The following is a 14,473-nucleotide window of genomic DNA, read 5'->3' as shown; positions in this document are numbered from 1 at the left end:
TGGAGCCTGCCGATGGACCCATAGCCCACCTACCCGACGTCGGAAACCCCCACCTCGCCGGTCAGCAAGTCGTCCGCGAGGCCCTCCTTGAGCTGGCGCAGCTTACCGAGCTCCACCCTCAAACGCTCCTGAGAGCTTCGGACGGCCCAGACCGCATCCGCCACGCGGCGCTGTTCCGCCAACTCCGGAACTTCGACTGAAAGCGCAGAGAACTCCGTCTTGTTAATGATCGGCGTGACCTGAAGATTGACACGCTCACGGGCCAGTCGCATGGCTTTCGCTACGGCGAGGTAGACATAGCGTGAGTCCATTCCCGAATATGGAATGACGGAGTTGATCTGTTGATTCGTGCAGCAGTCAAATTCGACAAAACCAACTTTCCCCACCCCGAACCCGATACACACAGCAAGAGTTGCACCACGCGCGACGCCACGCACACCCTGTCGATACCCAGGGGAAATCATCCGCGAGAAGCCCGCGACTCCACCTATGTTCGACACTTGCGACGGCGTAATCATGGGAATTCCATTACATCCATCCAGGGCATCCCACTCGATGGGTGGAGTCATTCCAGTAACTACCGCACCAAGGTCCCCGATGGTTGATGTGCCATATCCCGCCGGAAGCCGACCCAATAGATCCAACGCCATCGCATCTTCAACAAGCGACAGCTTGGCCAGCGAAGCCTCGATAGAGTTTTCTGCCGCCGATACAGCCCCGAGCACTTTAACGATATGCCGCTGCTCAGCCAGCGAAACGAGCGGCACCGACAAACTGCGCACCATCTCTGCGGAAATTTTCACCATACTCTCTGATGTACCCTGCGCCATAGCCATAATGCGGCGACGGACGCCAGTTGAGCGCAGCATTAGCTCCATGAACTCAGGAATGCACTCCCGCGAGGGCCGTAGGCGCATCATCAGATCCGGATATATGCATGGCGTGCCAATGTCTCGATAGACACCAGCAAGCCCGACCAGGCCACGCGTATTCGCCCTGCTGATCAGCAGGGCGCCATCATCCAGTACCGCAGGATGTCGAGCAGAGAAACCCGCTGGGGCGTTTTTGAGCTGTCGCGGCTGGAAGCCATCTGGCGTCAGGCAGGCAAGTCCAAGCATCTGCACGCCCGTCCAGGCCTGGGTCTCCAGCGGGGAGATCCCATTGCGGATTGCGCCATCCAGATAATAGCCCAGGGGAACCTCTGCATACGGTTCATCTGACATACCCCAGCTCCTTCAGGAATCCGTCCAGCTGTTCAAATGCCTGGGTCTGGCTGGCCTCAATCGCCCGCATCGAGACCGCATACTTCTCCTCCCATACGTGGAACGACTCCACCAACTCACGTCGGTTGCGCACCGTATGTCCCTCAAGCTTGCTCGCGAGGTCAGCGCGAAGAATGCCGAGGACAGCACGTCGTTCGTCGTTCTCGCTCAGGGCCCGACGGGCGCGCATGAGGCGAGGCAGTACCTCCTCTGCGTCATCACGGTCCGGGAGCATATCCAGCAGGAACTCCTGGACGTCACCCGACTCAGCCTCCGCCGGCTTCGGTTTGCGCGTGGACTCGATCGGCCAGAAATCGTCCTCCAGCTCGGTCACGACCTTGCCCGCCGCCGTGCGGTCCTTCTTCAGCTTCGCGAGGTCCTTCGGAGACAGGACCGCCTTCGCCAGCTCCGGGTCCACCTCCGCGTCCTCGTCGCCCGCCTCGGCCGCCGCCTTCGCCGCCGCGAGGGCCGCCTCCGCGTCCAGGGCTGTCTTCACCCGCGCGTCGAGGTCCGCCTTGACCCGGTCCGCCTCCGCCAGCTCCGTGAGGAAGTCGGGGGCGATGACGGCGACCACCTTGTGGTCGTACGCCTGGCGGCGTTCCGCCGCCGAGCGCTTGCGGCTGCCGCCCGTGCTCGGGTTCGGTTCCGGCGCGAGCATCGTCTTAACCATCTCGACCCAGCCGTCGATGACCCCGGAGAACCCGGTCACCGAGAGCGCCATCAGGTCGTACTTCGCCTCGTGCCACCAGCCGGCGACCGCGCCCGCCAGGGCGTACCGGTCCAGGAGGCCGACCTCAAGGAGTCGGGTGCGGAACGAGGTGATCAAGTCCGCGCGCAGCCGTGCCAGTTGGGCCTTGCGTTCGCCCTCCGTGCGGTCGTCGCCTTCGGCAGGGGCCAGCAGCGCGATCTGTTCCGTTTCGGACTTCCACCATTCCTCGAAGGCTTCCCACAACACCGCCTCCCGCTTGGCCGCCAGCTCAGTCAGCCGCGCCGCGTCCGGCCGCTCGCCCTCCGGCAGGAAGTCGACATACTCCGGGTCGCCTTCCCGCGCCGCGAACAGCTCCAGCGCGTTCACCTCGTAGGCACCGAGCAGGTCCTTCTTCGCCTCGATCTCCGCGACCGGCACGCCACCCACCAAGTGGGCCCGCACATCCTGCGGCTCCGGCGGCGGCGTGTTGTCCACGTACCGGCGGATGTTCAGGTTGTCCGCGTTCTCCGCCAGCTCCGAACGGTCGACGACCTTCGCGAAGCCCTCTACGTCCGCGTACGCGTGGAACGTGGAGACGATCTTCTCGACGTGCTCCGGCAGCAGCATGCTCTGCGCACGCACCGCGTGGTATTCGCGATCGGCGTTGATGAAGAGCACCTTGCCCCGCCGCGCCTGCGGCTTGTGGCCCGGTGCCCGCAGCACGATCACGCACGCGGGGATGCCAGTCCCGTAGAAGAGGTTCGGAGCGAGACCGATCACCGCCTCGATCAGGTCCGCGTCCAGTAGCGCCGTACGGATCCGCTGCTCGCCGCCGCCCCGGAAGAGCACCCCGTGCGGCATGACGGTGAAGACCGAGCCGCCCTTCCCCCGCACCATGTCCAGCATGTGCTGGAGGAACATCAGGTCAGCCTTGCCCTTCTCGGGCGCCTCCCCGTACGGCATCCGCGACTTCAGGTGCAGTACATCGGTCTGCTTGTAGTCCATGGAGAACGGCGGATTGCTGAGCACCAGGTCGAAGTTGCCTTCTGGGTGCAGCGGATTCGTGAGGGTGTCGCCGGTCTTCAGGGAGAAGGACTTGGCACCGTGGAAGAGCATGTTCATGGTGGCCATGACCCAGGAGCCGCTGTTGGCGTCCTGGCCCGCGAGGAACAGGTTCCCGGAATCGCCGCCGTGCTCGTCGATGTACTCCTTGGCGTGGATCAGCATGCCGCCCGAGCCCACGCACGGATCGTAGATCCGCATTCCAGCCGTCGGCCGGGCCAGCTCGACCATCATCCGGACCACCGCACGGGGGGTATAGAACTCGCCGCCCTTGCTACCCGCCGTATCCGCGAAGTCCTTGATCAGGTACTCGTACGCGGCACCGATCATGTCCGGGAACTCGAAGTCCTCGCCACGCATCCGGATGCTGCCGAAGTGCTCGATCAGCGCCGCCAGCCGCTTGTCGGCCAGGTCCGCCGCGGACTTGCCCCCGCCCCCGCCCCCGCCGATGCGGTTGAAGTTGACGTGGCTGAACAGGCCGCGCAGCTCGCCGTTGCCCTCCTGGTTCTCCAGCTCGTTGAGGGCTGGCTGGAGGTAGTGCGTCGCGACCTCGTCGACCGCGCCGGCGAGCCGCTCCCAGCGGGCCGCCTCCGGTACGTACAGGACTCCGCGCAGCCGGTAGTTCTGGTACGCCTCCGCCTCGTCCTGGACGTCCTCCTCCGAGGCGCCCGCCGCCCGCTCCTCGGCGATGATCACGTCACGCGCGGCCTCGAACTCGTCATTGACGCGCTTCAGGAACAGCAGCACGAAGATGAAGTCGCGATACTCCGCAGCGTCCATCGTGCCGCGCAAGATGTCCGCCGCCGCGAAAAGATGGCGTTCCAATTGCGCGAGCGTCAGCTTGGCCACGTAGGGCACTCCCTCTGCGTCTGGCTAGTCCGGTTGCACCGGGAAGCCTACGGCCTCGGGAGATACGGGGGTGCCGCTCTACGATCAGTAGTCGATGACGCCCAGACCGTCCTCGATGAAGCTGACCACGTCGGTGTACGGGTCCCACTTGTTCTGGTCCGGCCCCTTGTGCCGAGCGTTCAGCTGCTTGGCGAACCCACGGGCCTTCTTGTACTTGTCACGGACCTGGTCCGGCATCACGCGCTTCGCCGCCTCCGGGGAGACGCTCTGAATGCTCGGACCGTAGGTCTGCACGAACCCGGGCTGCTGCTTCAAGCGGGCCGCGGCGCTGTCACAGACACCGCCGAAGGTGCTGGTGTAGTTCTGGTAGTGCAGCAGCCGCCACAGCTCGAAGCAGGGGTGCGAGTAGGCGATCTTCACACCCGCCCTCTTCGCCCTGGCGAAGGCGGTCGGGACGTCCTCGTGCTGGTCGCGGTCGAAGAGGCACCAGACCTGCGGCCAGTTCCAGTCGCCTTCCTCCAGCCCGGCCTTCCGTGCCGCACGCTCAGCCGTCGCGACATAGGGGATGGCCTCCTCCACCAGGGGCAGAGGCTTGCGACGCTTGGTCGGCGCGTTCAGATTCTTGAAGAGGATCTCCACGCTGCGTCCCTGCTGTGCGGGCGCGCCGTGATCACGTACGAACTCGACGAAACCCGGCTCGGTGACCTCGCCCTCGGTGAGGACGTACACCTCGCGCGGACGCTCCTCCGGTCGCACCTTCTTCGCGCGCCCCGGATTGTCCCTCCCCTTGTCCCTCGCCATCAGGCCTGCTCCGCCCCCTGTGCCCGTGCCGTCAGCAACTTTCGCCCGATCTGCCCCGCCGCCATGCGCGGCACACCCCCGAAGGCACCCGCGAGGTAGGAGTCCGTGAGGTCCTCCTCCGCGCCCGGCCCCACGTCGCTCAGCGGATAGATCTCCGTAGCGCCCTGCTTGTCCTTCTCCGTGAGCCAGATCTGGCCCGGCTCCAACTGCCGCCCACCACGGGGAGAGCTGAGCAGCGAAGGGTCGTGGGAGGTGAACACGAGCTGAGCGCCCTTGGTGTTGGCCCACGACGCCTGGAAGAGCCGCACCACCTCCGCCGCGAAACGCGGGTGAAGGCTCGCATCCAGCTCGTCGATCAGGAGGACCGCACCCTTGTCCAGAGCCAACAGGAGCGGGCCGATCAGCGCGAACCAGGAACGAGTACCGAAGGACTCGCGGTCCCAGTCGAGGGAGACAGACTCCCCGTTTTCACCGGCGTGGAGGAGCCGGACCACGGGCGCCTTCCCTGGCCGTCGCTCGACCTCGGCCCCGGTGATACCCAGGTCGGCGACCCGCAGAAGCTCTTCAATGCGTTCGCGTGACTGTTCATCGAGCAGCTTGCCCGCGGTGAAAGCCTCGCGCTGCGCGATCTCTGTCTCCGGGGTGACGTCCCAGAGGTTCTCCTGGAACCAGCGGTAGATCCGGGTGAGCTGCGGGTGATTGTCGTTGGCTGCGCGGGAGAGGAAGAGTGCGTCCGGGCGGGTCGTCCGGGCAAGCAGCGCGCGGTCCTGAATCCGGTCGTTCGGGAAGTTGAAGACCTTCTCGCGCGAGGCGTCCCTGTCGAGCCACTCCTGCCGCCGCCCCTTGGGGTAGGCGTGCAACCACTCGGACTCCACTCGGGTGGGGCCCAGTTCGAATCCGTAGGTCCAGCGAACTCCGTCGTCGAGGACGAAGTTCGCCTCGTAGAAGGCGCTTTCCTCAGCTGCTTTCGGATCGAGAGCGAATACGTCGCGAGGAATCCCCTGGTACGAAGTCCACTGCGCATAGGAGTTGAGGACAGCCTCGCGCATCTTCTTCAGCGCGAAGATCACATTGGACTTACCCGAAGCGTTCGCACCGAAGATGCCAAGCAGGGGATAGACCCGTAGCTGCCTTCCATCGGACAGCTCCACCGTCCTCGCGGTGTCCGACTCCTCGTCCTGCGGTACGACGAAGGAAAGCTCCTGCTCGTCACGCAGCGACCGTACGTTTGCCGTGCGGAATCCCAGCAGCATGCTTCCTCCTTTCGTCGCGCACAGAGTAGTCGCGAGATCGCTTATACGCCTACTGGACGGTCAGATGAGCCGGCGGGCCGTCGCCCAGCGGGTCAGCTCGTGGCGGTTGGAGAGCTGGAGCTTGCGCAGTACCGCCGAGACGTGGGATTCCACGGTCTTGACCGAGATGAACAGCTGCTTGGCGATCTCCTTGTACGCGTACCCGCGCGCGATGAGCCGCAGCACCTCGCGCTCGCGCTGGGTGAGGCGGTCGAGGTCCTCGTCGACCGGCGGGGCGTCCGTCGAGGCGAAGGCGTCGAGCACGAAGCCCGCGAGGCGCGGCGAGAACACCGCGTCCCCGTCCTGGACGCGGAAGACCGAGTCCACCAGGTCGGTGCCCGTGATCGTCTTGGTGACGTAGCCGCGGGCGCCGCCCCGGATGACACCGATGACGTCCTCGGCGGCGTCCGACACCGACAGGGCCAGGAACCGTACCGGGTCCTCGACGGCGCCCATCAGCGGGGCGCAGCGGCGCAGCACCTCGACGCCGCCGCCACCGGGCAGGTGCACGTCGAGGAGCACCACCTCGGGCCGGGTGGCGGTGATGACGGTGACGGCCTGGTCCACGTCGGCGGCTTCGCCGACGACCTCGACCCCGGTCCGCTCGGTCTCGCCGATCTCGGCCTGCACCCCGGTGCGGAACATCCGGTGGTCGTCGACGAGCACCACCCGGACCCTCCTGGTCACGCCGCCGGTGCTCGCGCTGTCCTCGGTCATGCTGCTTTCGCCGCCCTCTCCATCTCCAGCTCGACTTCCGTGCCGCCGTCGGGCGCGGACCGCAGTCGAGCGGTCCCGCCGTTGCGCTGCATCCGGCCGATGATCGATTCTCGTACGCCCATCCGGTCTTCCGGTACCGCGTCGATGTCGAAGCCGGGTCCGCGGTCCCGTACGGACACGAACACCGTCTGGCCCTCCACCTCGGCGTACACCTGGACGGGGCCGCCGTCGCCACCGTACTTGGCGGCGTTGACCATCGCTTCGCGCGCGGCCTGCATCTGTGCGGCCAGCTTCTCGTCGAGGGGGCAGTCGCCGACGACGACCACCTCGATCTGGACCCCGTGGTGGTCCTCCACCTCGGCGGCCGTCTTCTTCACGGCCTCGGCGAGCGTCGTGGGCTCCTCGCCCTCGTCCTTGCCGGTGCCCTCGGGCTTGTACAGCCAGTTGCGCAGCTCCCGCTCCTGGGCGCGCGCGAGGCGGCGCACCTCCCCGGCGTCCTCGGCGTTGCGCTGGATCAGGGTGAGGGTGTGCAGCACGGAGTCGTGGACGTGGGCGGCCACCTCGGCGCGCTCCTGGGCGCGGATGCGCATCAGCCGCTCCTCGGAGAGGTCCTGGGTCATCCGGATCAGCCAGGGTCCCGCCAGGAGGGCGACGCCGACGAGGACGGCGAGGGTGGCGGTCAGTACGTTGCCCAGCTGGGCGGCGGAGCCGCGGACCACTATGAAGACGGTCAGGCCCACGCCGACCAGGGCGACGCCCGCGAGTGCGCGGGCGGCCTGCAGCAGCCGGGCGTGCCGGCCGGCCGCGGCGTTCCAGTGGGCGCGGCGGGCGTTGTCGGCCTGGCGCCAGACGAGGACTACGCCGGCGCCGACGAGCAGGGTCGGCCACACGTACCGTCCGGAACTTCCGCCGACCTGGACCTGGGAGATGAAGATGCCCGCGCCGACGCACAGCGCGATCAGCGCGAGGATCTGGCCGCGCTCGGGCTTGCGCAGCCGCCGGGTGCCGTCCGGGAGGGTGTCAAAGTAGGAGCGGTGGCCGCTGCGGCCTCCGACGCCGAGCGGTACGAAGACCCAGAACGCGGCATAGAGCAGCATGCCGAGGCCGTCGCCCCACATGAACAGGCCGAGGAAGGTGAGCCGGACCCAGACGACGGGCAGGCCCAGGTGCCCGGCGAGGCCGCGCGCGACTCCGCCGAGCATCCGGCCGTCGGCGCTGCGGTAGAGCTTGCGCTGCGGCGTTTCGTCGGAGTCCGGTGCGTACGGCGTGCGTGGGGCGGCTGCTACGGGCATGTCACCGATGGTCACACGCTCGCGGCGGCCGTGGCATCAGGGCAGCCCCCCAGTTCTCTCGGGGGGATATCAGGGTTGCGCCAGGGTAGATCCGGATGCCCGCGGCGGCGGCGGACCGTCACCATGTACGCATGACCGAAGTACACGATTCCCCGCCGCCGGACGCAGGAGCCGGCAGAAGCGCGGCCGGCGCGAGCGCCGGGTCCGCTTCGCCGCTCGCCGAGCGCCCTCCCCTGCGCCGCGGCAAGCGGGACAAGGTGCTCGCGGGCGTGTGCGGCGGTCTGGGCCGGTACTTCGGTCTCGACCCGGTGATCTTCCGGATCGTGCTCGGCGTCCTCGCCGTCACCGGTGGCGTCGGTCTGATCTTCTACGGCTTCGCGTGGCTGCTGCTGCCCCAGGAGGGCGAGGAGGACAGCGAGGCGAAGAAGCTGCTGACCGGCCGGGTCGAAGGCTCGACGCTGGCGGCGGTCTTCGCCGCGCTGGTGGGCTGCGCCCTGTTCCTGTCGATGCTGGACAACGGCGGGCTGGCGGTCTTCTCCGTCCTGGCCGTCCTGGCACTGGGCGCCGCGGCGTACTGGTCGCAGCGGCGGCGGAGCGGGCCCGGCGCGGCTCCCGAGGAGCAGGCCGGGCCGGGCGCCGAGTTCGTGTACCCGGCGGCCACCCGCACCGGGCACCGCACCGCGCACAGTCCGGCGCCGCCCGAGACCCAGGCGCCGCCCGTGCCCGGCGGCCCGTCCTGGTGGCGGGATCCGCTGGTCAAGGACGGCACCACGGGGCCGGTCGGCTCGACGGGCTACCTGTGGGGCCCCGAGGACTCGGTCCCCTCCGGCCCCGGCGGCGATCCGGCCGCGCCCGCGGCCCCGGAGTACGCGCAGCAGGTCCGCAGGGAGTCGCGGGGCGGTATCGGCGGCCGGGTGTTCGTGCTGGCCCTGCTCGCCTGGGTCGTCGCCACCGCCTCGGTCTGGGAGGGCAGCACCCTGAGCCACGCCCTGCAGGTCGGCTTCGCCTCCGCCCTCGCCGTCTTCGGCCTCGGGCTGGCGGTGAGCTCGGTCAAGGGCCGCACCGGCTTCGGCACCGTCCTGCTCTCGGTGATCACCGCCGGGCTGCTGGCCGGGGCGGTGGCCCTGCCCAAGGAGATCGGCACCGAGTGGAAGGACGTCGTCTGGCGGCCGGCCGCGGTGGCCGACGTGGCGCCGTCCTACGAGGCGGGCACCGGGCTCGCCACCTTGGACCTCAGCCGCCTGGACGTGCCCAAGGGCGCGACCGTGGTCGTCCGTGCCTCCATGGACGCGGGCCGGCTGCGGGTGATCCTCCCGAGGGAGGTCACCGCGGAGACGGAGGCGCTCATCAAGCTGGGCGACATCCAGATGCCCGGCGATACGAGCGACCACATACGCATCCAGGGCCGCGACGCCTTCCGGCGGGTGACCCTGCAGCCCTCCCCCGGCACCGAGGCGGGCGGCACGATCGAGCTGCACCTCAGCGCGGGTGTGGGACAGGTGGAGGTGACCCGTGCGGCGTCATGAGTTCCAGCCGGGACGGCTGATCGCTGGACTGGTCCTGATGGCGGCCGGGGTGCTCTACCTCCTCGGCGCGGCCGGCGAGGCCGACCCGCCCTGGTTCTTCGTCCTGATGATGACGGCGGGCGGTCTCGCCTTCGCCGCCGTCGCCGGACTGGTGACCTACGCCGTCCGCCGCGACCGGCGGGAGGGCATCAGCGAGTCCAGCGAGAGGTAGGGCGCCCCGGCGAGGATCAGCGGGGTCCAGGCCATGAGGTAGATCAGGTCACTGGCGTACTGCTGTTATAGGGTCCCTTGCCATGAAGCCTGTGCGTGTACTGATCGCCCTCAGGATCAGCAACGAGACCGACGCGTCCACTTCGCTGGAGCGCCAGCTCCAGGACTGCATGGCCTACGTAGCCGAGAGGCAGCACCTCGGATGGCAGGTTGTGGGCGTAGCCAAAGACGCCCACATCTCCGCCACCAAGTCTCATCCATTCGAGAGACCAGAACTCGGTGAATGGCTCAACAATCGGGCACCTGAATTCGATCTACTGCTCTTCTGGAAGATGGACAGGTTCGTCCGCAAAGTCGTCGACATGCAAGACATGATCAAATGGGCGACCGCTCACGGCGGCAAGTTCTTGGTATCAGCCAAGGAACCGGTACTCGACATGGTCGGCCCCTTTCGACACGTCATTATCGACCTGTTCGCGGCCATTGCCGAGACTGAAGCGCAGAACATCTCGATGCGAGTCAAGTCATTCCAGAGCTACGCCAAATCCAAGAATGTCTGGGCCAAGGGAAAGCCGCCCTACGGCTACGAATCCTTCCGCGACACCGACGGAGCCATGAGGCTCCGAGTTCGAGAGAATCAGAAGGAAGTCATTCGGGAGATGTACAGGCGGGTCGTCGAGGACGGAGAACCCTACTCGGCCGTCTGTGACGACTTCAACACCAGAGGGATTCCGTCTCCCGGAGGCGAGAGGATGTCCAATCGCCGGAAGAACAATGGTGATCCACTGCCGATCTGGCGGAGCCGCACCGTCACAACCATTCTGAGGTCCGAATCCATCCTCGGCTGGAAGTGCGAGGAGGTGAAGGTTCCCGGAAAGAAGTACGGGACATCCCAACCGATCCTGACTTCTGAGGGGAAGATTCGGATGGCAGACCCGATTCTCACAGGCGAAGAATGGACAAAGCTCCAGGATGAAATGAATGGGCGTCCCAGCGCCGGCCGTCGCTCCACAAAGAACACGACTGCTTATCGCGGCGTCGTCCTCTGCGGCGGCTGCGGCGGGAACCTGTACCTCTTCAACCCGGAGAGGCAGCAGGGTAAGCCCGTCTACCGCTGCAACAAGTCAGCCAACCGGGAGTCCTGTGGCAAGGGCTACGCCTTCCGAGCCGAGAAGGTGAGGGAGATCGTAGAGAGCATGGTGCTGGGAGTCATCGGAGACTTCCCCATGCACGAACGTCACTACGTCAAGGGCTCAAATAACTCGCAGAGGCTCCAGGAAATCAAGGAGTACGTAACAGAACTCCAGAGGTCCATCCGCCCCGGAGGCAAGAACTCGTCCGGCTTCGCCAAGAAGTCCACCGAGGAAGAGGTTGCAGCCCTCTACGAGGAACATGACTCCCTGGCGGCCGAGGGAGACAAGCCGGATAGGTACGAGTACCGGGATACCGGTGAGACCTTCCGCCACATGTGGGAGCGGAACGAAGCCAACGACACCGAGAGGACACGTCACCTGCTCAAGGCGGGAATCAGTGTCCGGTTGAACCCAGTCGTCAAGGGAATCTCCAATACCATCGACTTCGGTGCAGAGGTGGACCTAGGAAACCTGAGCCAGCCGTTCACGGTCCACTGAGAAGCATCTGGGCCCCGAAGGGGGCCCAGCGCTATCAGGCATTAGATATAGAGAACCCCTCAAAATAGATGTACGTGTCCTTTGAGCGATCCTCGGACGGAACCCAGGAAACCGAGATCGGGATCACACCAAGAGGTCAAGACGCCCAGGAAACCCGTACAGCATGAACTGAAGGCGCCCCGGCGGTCCGCAGGGTAGGCATTTACCAAGCGTTACCCCGGACAGATCACAGGAGGGTGTTCAAAACCCGTCTCGAAACATGGCCCAACCCCTTGAGGTTCTGAGACGAGTTGTGAGACTGCGTCGGCATGACGATGCCCGGTAGGACAACAGGCCACCTGATCGGATACGCCAGGGTCTCGACCGACTCTCAGGAGGCACAGCTACAACTCGATGCGTTGGAAGTTGCGGGATGCTCTCGGACCTTCATCGACAAGGCGTCAGGGAAGAACACGGAGCGGCCGGAACTCAAGGCAGCCTTGGACTACCTCAGGGACGGCGACTCGCTCTGCGTGTGGAAGCTGGACCGGTTCGCGCGGTCCCTCATCGACCTAGTGGCAATGGTGGACGGGCTCGCAGAACGAGGCATCGGCTTCAAAGTACTGACCGGCGCACTGGCAAACATCGACCCGAACACTCCGGACGGCCGTCTGATGCTCCAAGTAATCGGAGCCATGGCGGAGTTCGAGCGCTCTCTCATTCGGGAGCGCACCAAGGCCGGGCTGGAAGCGGCCAAGGCTCAGGGACGAACTGGCGGACGTCCCACAGTCATCACTGACGACATGCTCACGGTGGCCAAGGCGCGGAAGCGCAAGGGGGAAAGCGTCAGCGCCATCGCCAAGGCGCTTGGAGTCTCAAGGGCCACCCTGTACCGGTACCTCGATGAGAGCACCTGAGGCAGGCTCGCAGGTGTCAACCCGCTCAACCGCCCGGGGAGGGACTTGCCACTCACGGCCCCCATGCTCAGGCACCAGAAAGGCCACAGGCCGCTTGCGACGCTCCTGTGGAGGTTCCGATGGGTCCTCATAGTCAGGGATGACATCACGCAGGATGCCGATCCGTCCGGCCGCATCCTTCACCCTGAAACCGATGTCTCGCGCCGTGATCACGTCGAGCACTTCTCGTAGTGGCGATAGACCACGATGGGTGCGCCTGGCTGGCGCTCGAAGCGGCCACGACGTACCCGCTCAAGGGGCTTGATCTGCTTCAAGCAAGCTGGGCATCTCTCGCCCCTGGGCGCATAGGTCACGTACTCCCACTGGCTTGCGTCTGTATCTGCTGCTGCATGGATCACCACGTCCGGCCCTCTGCTCTCCCTCGCTGAGAGGCTTCATGGTCCGGCCGGCAGCCAGGACGGGGGAACCTCGTACATTCCCCACTCTGGGACGTCCTGATGGGGGTAGAACGTCCCTATGGCTGGCAATGAGCGCCTGCGGGCAACGATGACTTCCAGGGGTTGGACACACTCGACTCTTGCTGAAGCCTCTGGAGTTGACCCCAAGAGTGTTGAGCGATGGGTGAACCTCGGGAGAGTGCCCCGGAGGGCAACCGCTATGAAGGCTGCCGAGGCCCTGGGGGAGGACATACACGCGCTGTGGCCCGCGTTGAGGCAGGCTCGGTCGGCACGGGCCGTGAGTCCCGAACTGGTGGCCCTCTACGAGCAGCGGGCAGACCTCCCCGTATCGGTGTTCGTCGACCTTCTGTCGTCAGCCCAAGAGCGGGTCGATGTCCTGGTCTATGCGGCCGTCTTCCTGCATGAGGCGTATCCCCGGCTCAATGACCTACTCAGGGAGAGGGCGGAGGCCGGATGCCGAGTGCGCATCTGCCTGGGTGACGCCGACTCGCAAAACGTTCAACTCCGGGGCCAGGAGGAGAGGTTCGGGCACGGCATTGAATCGCGGTGCCGGCTGGCGCTCCTTCACTACCGGTCACTTGTCGACGTCTCCGGCGTGGAGATCAGGACCCATGGAACGACGCTCTACAACTCGATCTACAGGGCCGACGACCAAGCCCTGGTCAATGCCCATGTGTGGGGCGTGAACGCATACGGTGCGCCGGTGTGGCACCTGCGACGCGCTGAGGGCGGGACCATGTTCGACACCTACGCCGAGAGCTTTGAGTCCGTGTGGTCGACGGCCCAGGAGGTCAGCTAGTGGCACGCACTGAGTATTTTGATGATCCGGACGCCCCAAAGCCGAACAGCATGGTTGTAGCGGCATCTGCCGTGGTGACCGACGACAAGGGCCGCATCCTGCTTCAGAGGCGCTCAGACAGCGGTCTGTGGGCTTTGCCTGGCGGAGGCATGGAGATGACCGACAGTCTGCCCGGAACGGCCGTCCGAGAGGTCAAGGAAGAGACCGGCCTCGACGTAGAGATCACTGGGCTCGTCGGGACGTACACCGACCCCCGGCACGTCATCGCGTACACCGACGGAGAAGTACGCCGACAGTTCAACGTGTGCTTCCGGGCCCGCACGGTGGGCGGGACCCTGGCCGTCTCGGACGAGTCTCTGGAACTCCGCTGGGTGGACCCTGAAGCTCTCGACTCCCTGGACATGCACCACACGCAACGGCTGAGGCTGGCTCACTTTCTGGAGGACCGAAAGACCCCCTACCTCGGGTAGCACCATCCTCAGGTGGTTGCCATCCGCTTACGCCTGATCAGGGCATCCAGTGACCAGTAGGGCGCCCCGGCCAGCACGAGCGGCACCCAGCAAAACATGTACGGGAGGTCGTTGCCGTAGTAGTAGGGGGTCACTGCCCAGGACACGGTGAGCCACAGGCTGAGCGAGATCAGGGCCCCGCCGACGGCCGCGATCCGGGTCAGCAGCCCGGCCAGGACCCCCAGGCCGACCAGGAGTTCCCCGATGGCCAGGGCCACGGCGAAACCGACGGGCGCCCTGAGCGCCAGGTCCACCAGGGCCGGGATCGCCGAGGTGTCGCGCACCCCGTTCATCAGTTCGCCGATGGAGCCGCTGCCGGTGGCCCTGAGGAACGCCGAGTCGGTCAGCTTGTCCAGGCCGGCGTAGACGAAGGTCACGCCGAGGAAGATCCGCAGGGGCAGGAGCGCGTGCCGGGAGGCGAGCTCGCGCAGGTCGCGCAGGTCGCGCAGGCGGCTCGGACCGGTAGGAGCGTCAGGGGCGC

General features: G+C 66.2%; 13 protein-coding genes. 6 read left to right on the top strand and 7 right to left on the bottom strand.

Going from position 1 to position 14,473, the window contains the following annotated elements; genetic code table 11:
* Positions 1-29: 29 nt before the first annotated feature.
* From ACODT5_RS42620 to ACODT5_RS42595, 6 genes are all read right to left on the bottom strand, one after another.
* Entirely contained in the window at positions 30-1,223 is a 1,194-nt protein-coding gene (locus tag ACODT5_RS42620) for a restriction endonuclease subunit S (protein ID WP_422524288.1), read from the bottom strand.
* The gene (locus tag ACODT5_RS42615; RefSeq protein WP_422524287.1) at positions 1,213-3,861 is read right to left on the bottom strand and encodes a type I restriction-modification system subunit M; all 2,649 of its coding nucleotides are present in this window, start codon (positions 3,859-3,861) and stop codon (positions 1,213-1,215) included. The genes ACODT5_RS42620 and ACODT5_RS42615 overlap by 11 nt, the downstream gene beginning before the upstream one ends.
* Positions 3,862-3,945: 84 nt before the next feature.
* Positions 3,946-4,662: an RloB family protein gene (locus ACODT5_RS42610; RefSeq protein WP_422524286.1), complete on the bottom strand. Its 717-nt coding sequence runs from the start codon at positions 4,660-4,662 to the stop codon at positions 3,946-3,948.
* Positions 4,662-5,915 carry an AAA family ATPase gene (locus tag ACODT5_RS42605; protein WP_422524285.1) on the bottom strand — a complete coding sequence of 418 codons (1,254 nt, stop codon included), beginning with the start codon at positions 5,913-5,915 and terminating at the stop codon, positions 4,662-4,664. The genes ACODT5_RS42610 and ACODT5_RS42605 overlap by 1 nt, the downstream gene beginning before the upstream one ends.
* 60 nt (positions 5,916-5,975) lie before the next feature.
* On the bottom strand, positions 5,976-6,671 hold the full coding sequence (locus tag ACODT5_RS42600) for a LuxR C-terminal-related transcriptional regulator (protein ID WP_243333471.1): 696 nt from the start codon (positions 6,669-6,671) through the stop codon (positions 5,976-5,978).
* A complete protein-coding gene (locus ACODT5_RS42595; RefSeq protein ID WP_422524284.1) occupies positions 6,668-7,963 on the bottom strand; it encodes a PspC domain-containing protein in 1,296 nt (431 codons plus the stop codon). Before ACODT5_RS42595 ends, ACODT5_RS42600 begins: the two co-directional genes overlap by 4 nt.
* Positions 7,964-8,094: 131 nt before the next feature.
* Between ACODT5_RS42595 and ACODT5_RS42590 the strand changes: the two genes are divergently transcribed.
* The 6 genes from ACODT5_RS42590 to ACODT5_RS42565 all read left to right on the top strand — a co-directional run bounded on the left by ACODT5_RS42590 (position 8,095) and on the right by ACODT5_RS42565 (position 13,953).
* Positions 8,095-9,489, top strand: coding sequence for a PspC domain-containing protein (locus ACODT5_RS42590; protein ID WP_422524283.1), 1,395 nt, complete (start codon positions 8,095-8,097; stop codon positions 9,487-9,489).
* Positions 9,476-9,700 carry a hypothetical protein gene (locus ACODT5_RS42585; RefSeq protein ID WP_422524282.1) on the top strand — a complete coding sequence of 75 codons (225 nt, stop codon included), beginning with the start codon at positions 9,476-9,478 and terminating at the stop codon, positions 9,698-9,700. Before ACODT5_RS42590 ends, ACODT5_RS42585 begins: the two co-directional genes overlap by 14 nt.
* Positions 9,701-9,782: 82 nt before the next feature.
* Positions 9,783-11,330 carry a recombinase family protein gene (locus tag ACODT5_RS42580; protein ID WP_422524281.1) on the top strand — a complete coding sequence of 516 codons (1,548 nt, stop codon included), beginning with the start codon at positions 9,783-9,785 and terminating at the stop codon, positions 11,328-11,330.
* A gap of 308 nt (positions 11,331-11,638) precedes the next feature.
* Positions 11,639-12,226 (top strand): recombinase family protein, encoded by a 588-nt coding sequence (locus ACODT5_RS42575; RefSeq protein WP_422524280.1) that lies wholly within the window; start codon positions 11,639-11,641, stop codon positions 12,224-12,226.
* A gap of 546 nt (positions 12,227-12,772) precedes the next feature.
* The gene (locus ACODT5_RS42570) at positions 12,773-13,483 is read left to right on the top strand and encodes a DUF5919 domain-containing protein (RefSeq protein WP_422525202.1); all 711 of its coding nucleotides are present in this window, start codon (positions 12,773-12,775) and stop codon (positions 13,481-13,483) included.
* On the top strand, positions 13,483-13,953 hold the full coding sequence (locus ACODT5_RS42565; RefSeq protein WP_422524279.1) for an NUDIX domain-containing protein: 471 nt from the start codon (positions 13,483-13,485) through the stop codon (positions 13,951-13,953). The genes ACODT5_RS42570 and ACODT5_RS42565 overlap by 1 nt, the downstream gene beginning before the upstream one ends.
* 8 nt (positions 13,954-13,961) lie before the next feature.
* Here the strand turns inward: ACODT5_RS42565 and ACODT5_RS42560 are convergent, their stop codons facing one another.
* Complete coding sequence (locus ACODT5_RS42560) at positions 13,962-14,441, bottom strand: DoxX family protein (RefSeq protein WP_422525201.1); 480 nt, start codon at positions 14,439-14,441, stop codon at positions 13,962-13,964.
* Between the last annotated feature and the right edge of the window lie 32 nt (positions 14,442-14,473).

Origin of the sequence: Streptomyces tatrensis (assembly GCF_049310065.1) — a bacterium.
Lineage (GTDB): Bacteria > Actinomycetota > Actinomycetes > Streptomycetales > Streptomycetaceae > Streptomyces.
The sequence above is the reverse complement of the archived record's forward strand: the minus strand, read 5'-3'. Positions and strand labels throughout refer to the sequence as shown.

Coding starts and splice junctions, on each gene's coding strand:
- ACODT5_RS42620 (WP_422524288.1), bottom strand. CDS start 1,223: ATGTCAGATGAACCGTATGCAGAGGTTCCCCTGGGCTATTATCTGGAT.
- ACODT5_RS42610 (WP_422524286.1), bottom strand. CDS start 4,662: ATGGCGAGGGACAAGGGGAGGGACAATCCGGGGCGCGCGAAGAAGGTG.
- ACODT5_RS42605 (WP_422524285.1), bottom strand. CDS start 5,915: ATGCTGCTGGGATTCCGCACGGCAAACGTACGGTCGCTGCGTGACGAG.
- ACODT5_RS42600 (WP_243333471.1), bottom strand. CDS start 6,671: ATGACCGAGGACAGCGCGAGCACCGGCGGCGTGACCAGGAGGGTCCGG.
- ACODT5_RS42595 (WP_422524284.1), bottom strand. CDS start 7,963: ATGCCCGTAGCAGCCGCCCCACGCACGCCGTACGCACCGGACTCCGAC.
- ACODT5_RS42590 (WP_422524283.1), top strand. CDS start 8,095: ATGACCGAAGTACACGATTCCCCGCCGCCGGACGCAGGAGCCGGCAGA.
- ACODT5_RS42580 (WP_422524281.1), top strand. CDS start 9,783: ATGAAGCCTGTGCGTGTACTGATCGCCCTCAGGATCAGCAACGAGACC.
- ACODT5_RS42575 (WP_422524280.1), top strand. CDS start 11,639: ATGACGATGCCCGGTAGGACAACAGGCCACCTGATCGGATACGCCAGG.
- ACODT5_RS42570 (WP_422525202.1), top strand. CDS start 12,773: ATGACTTCCAGGGGTTGGACACACTCGACTCTTGCTGAAGCCTCTGGA.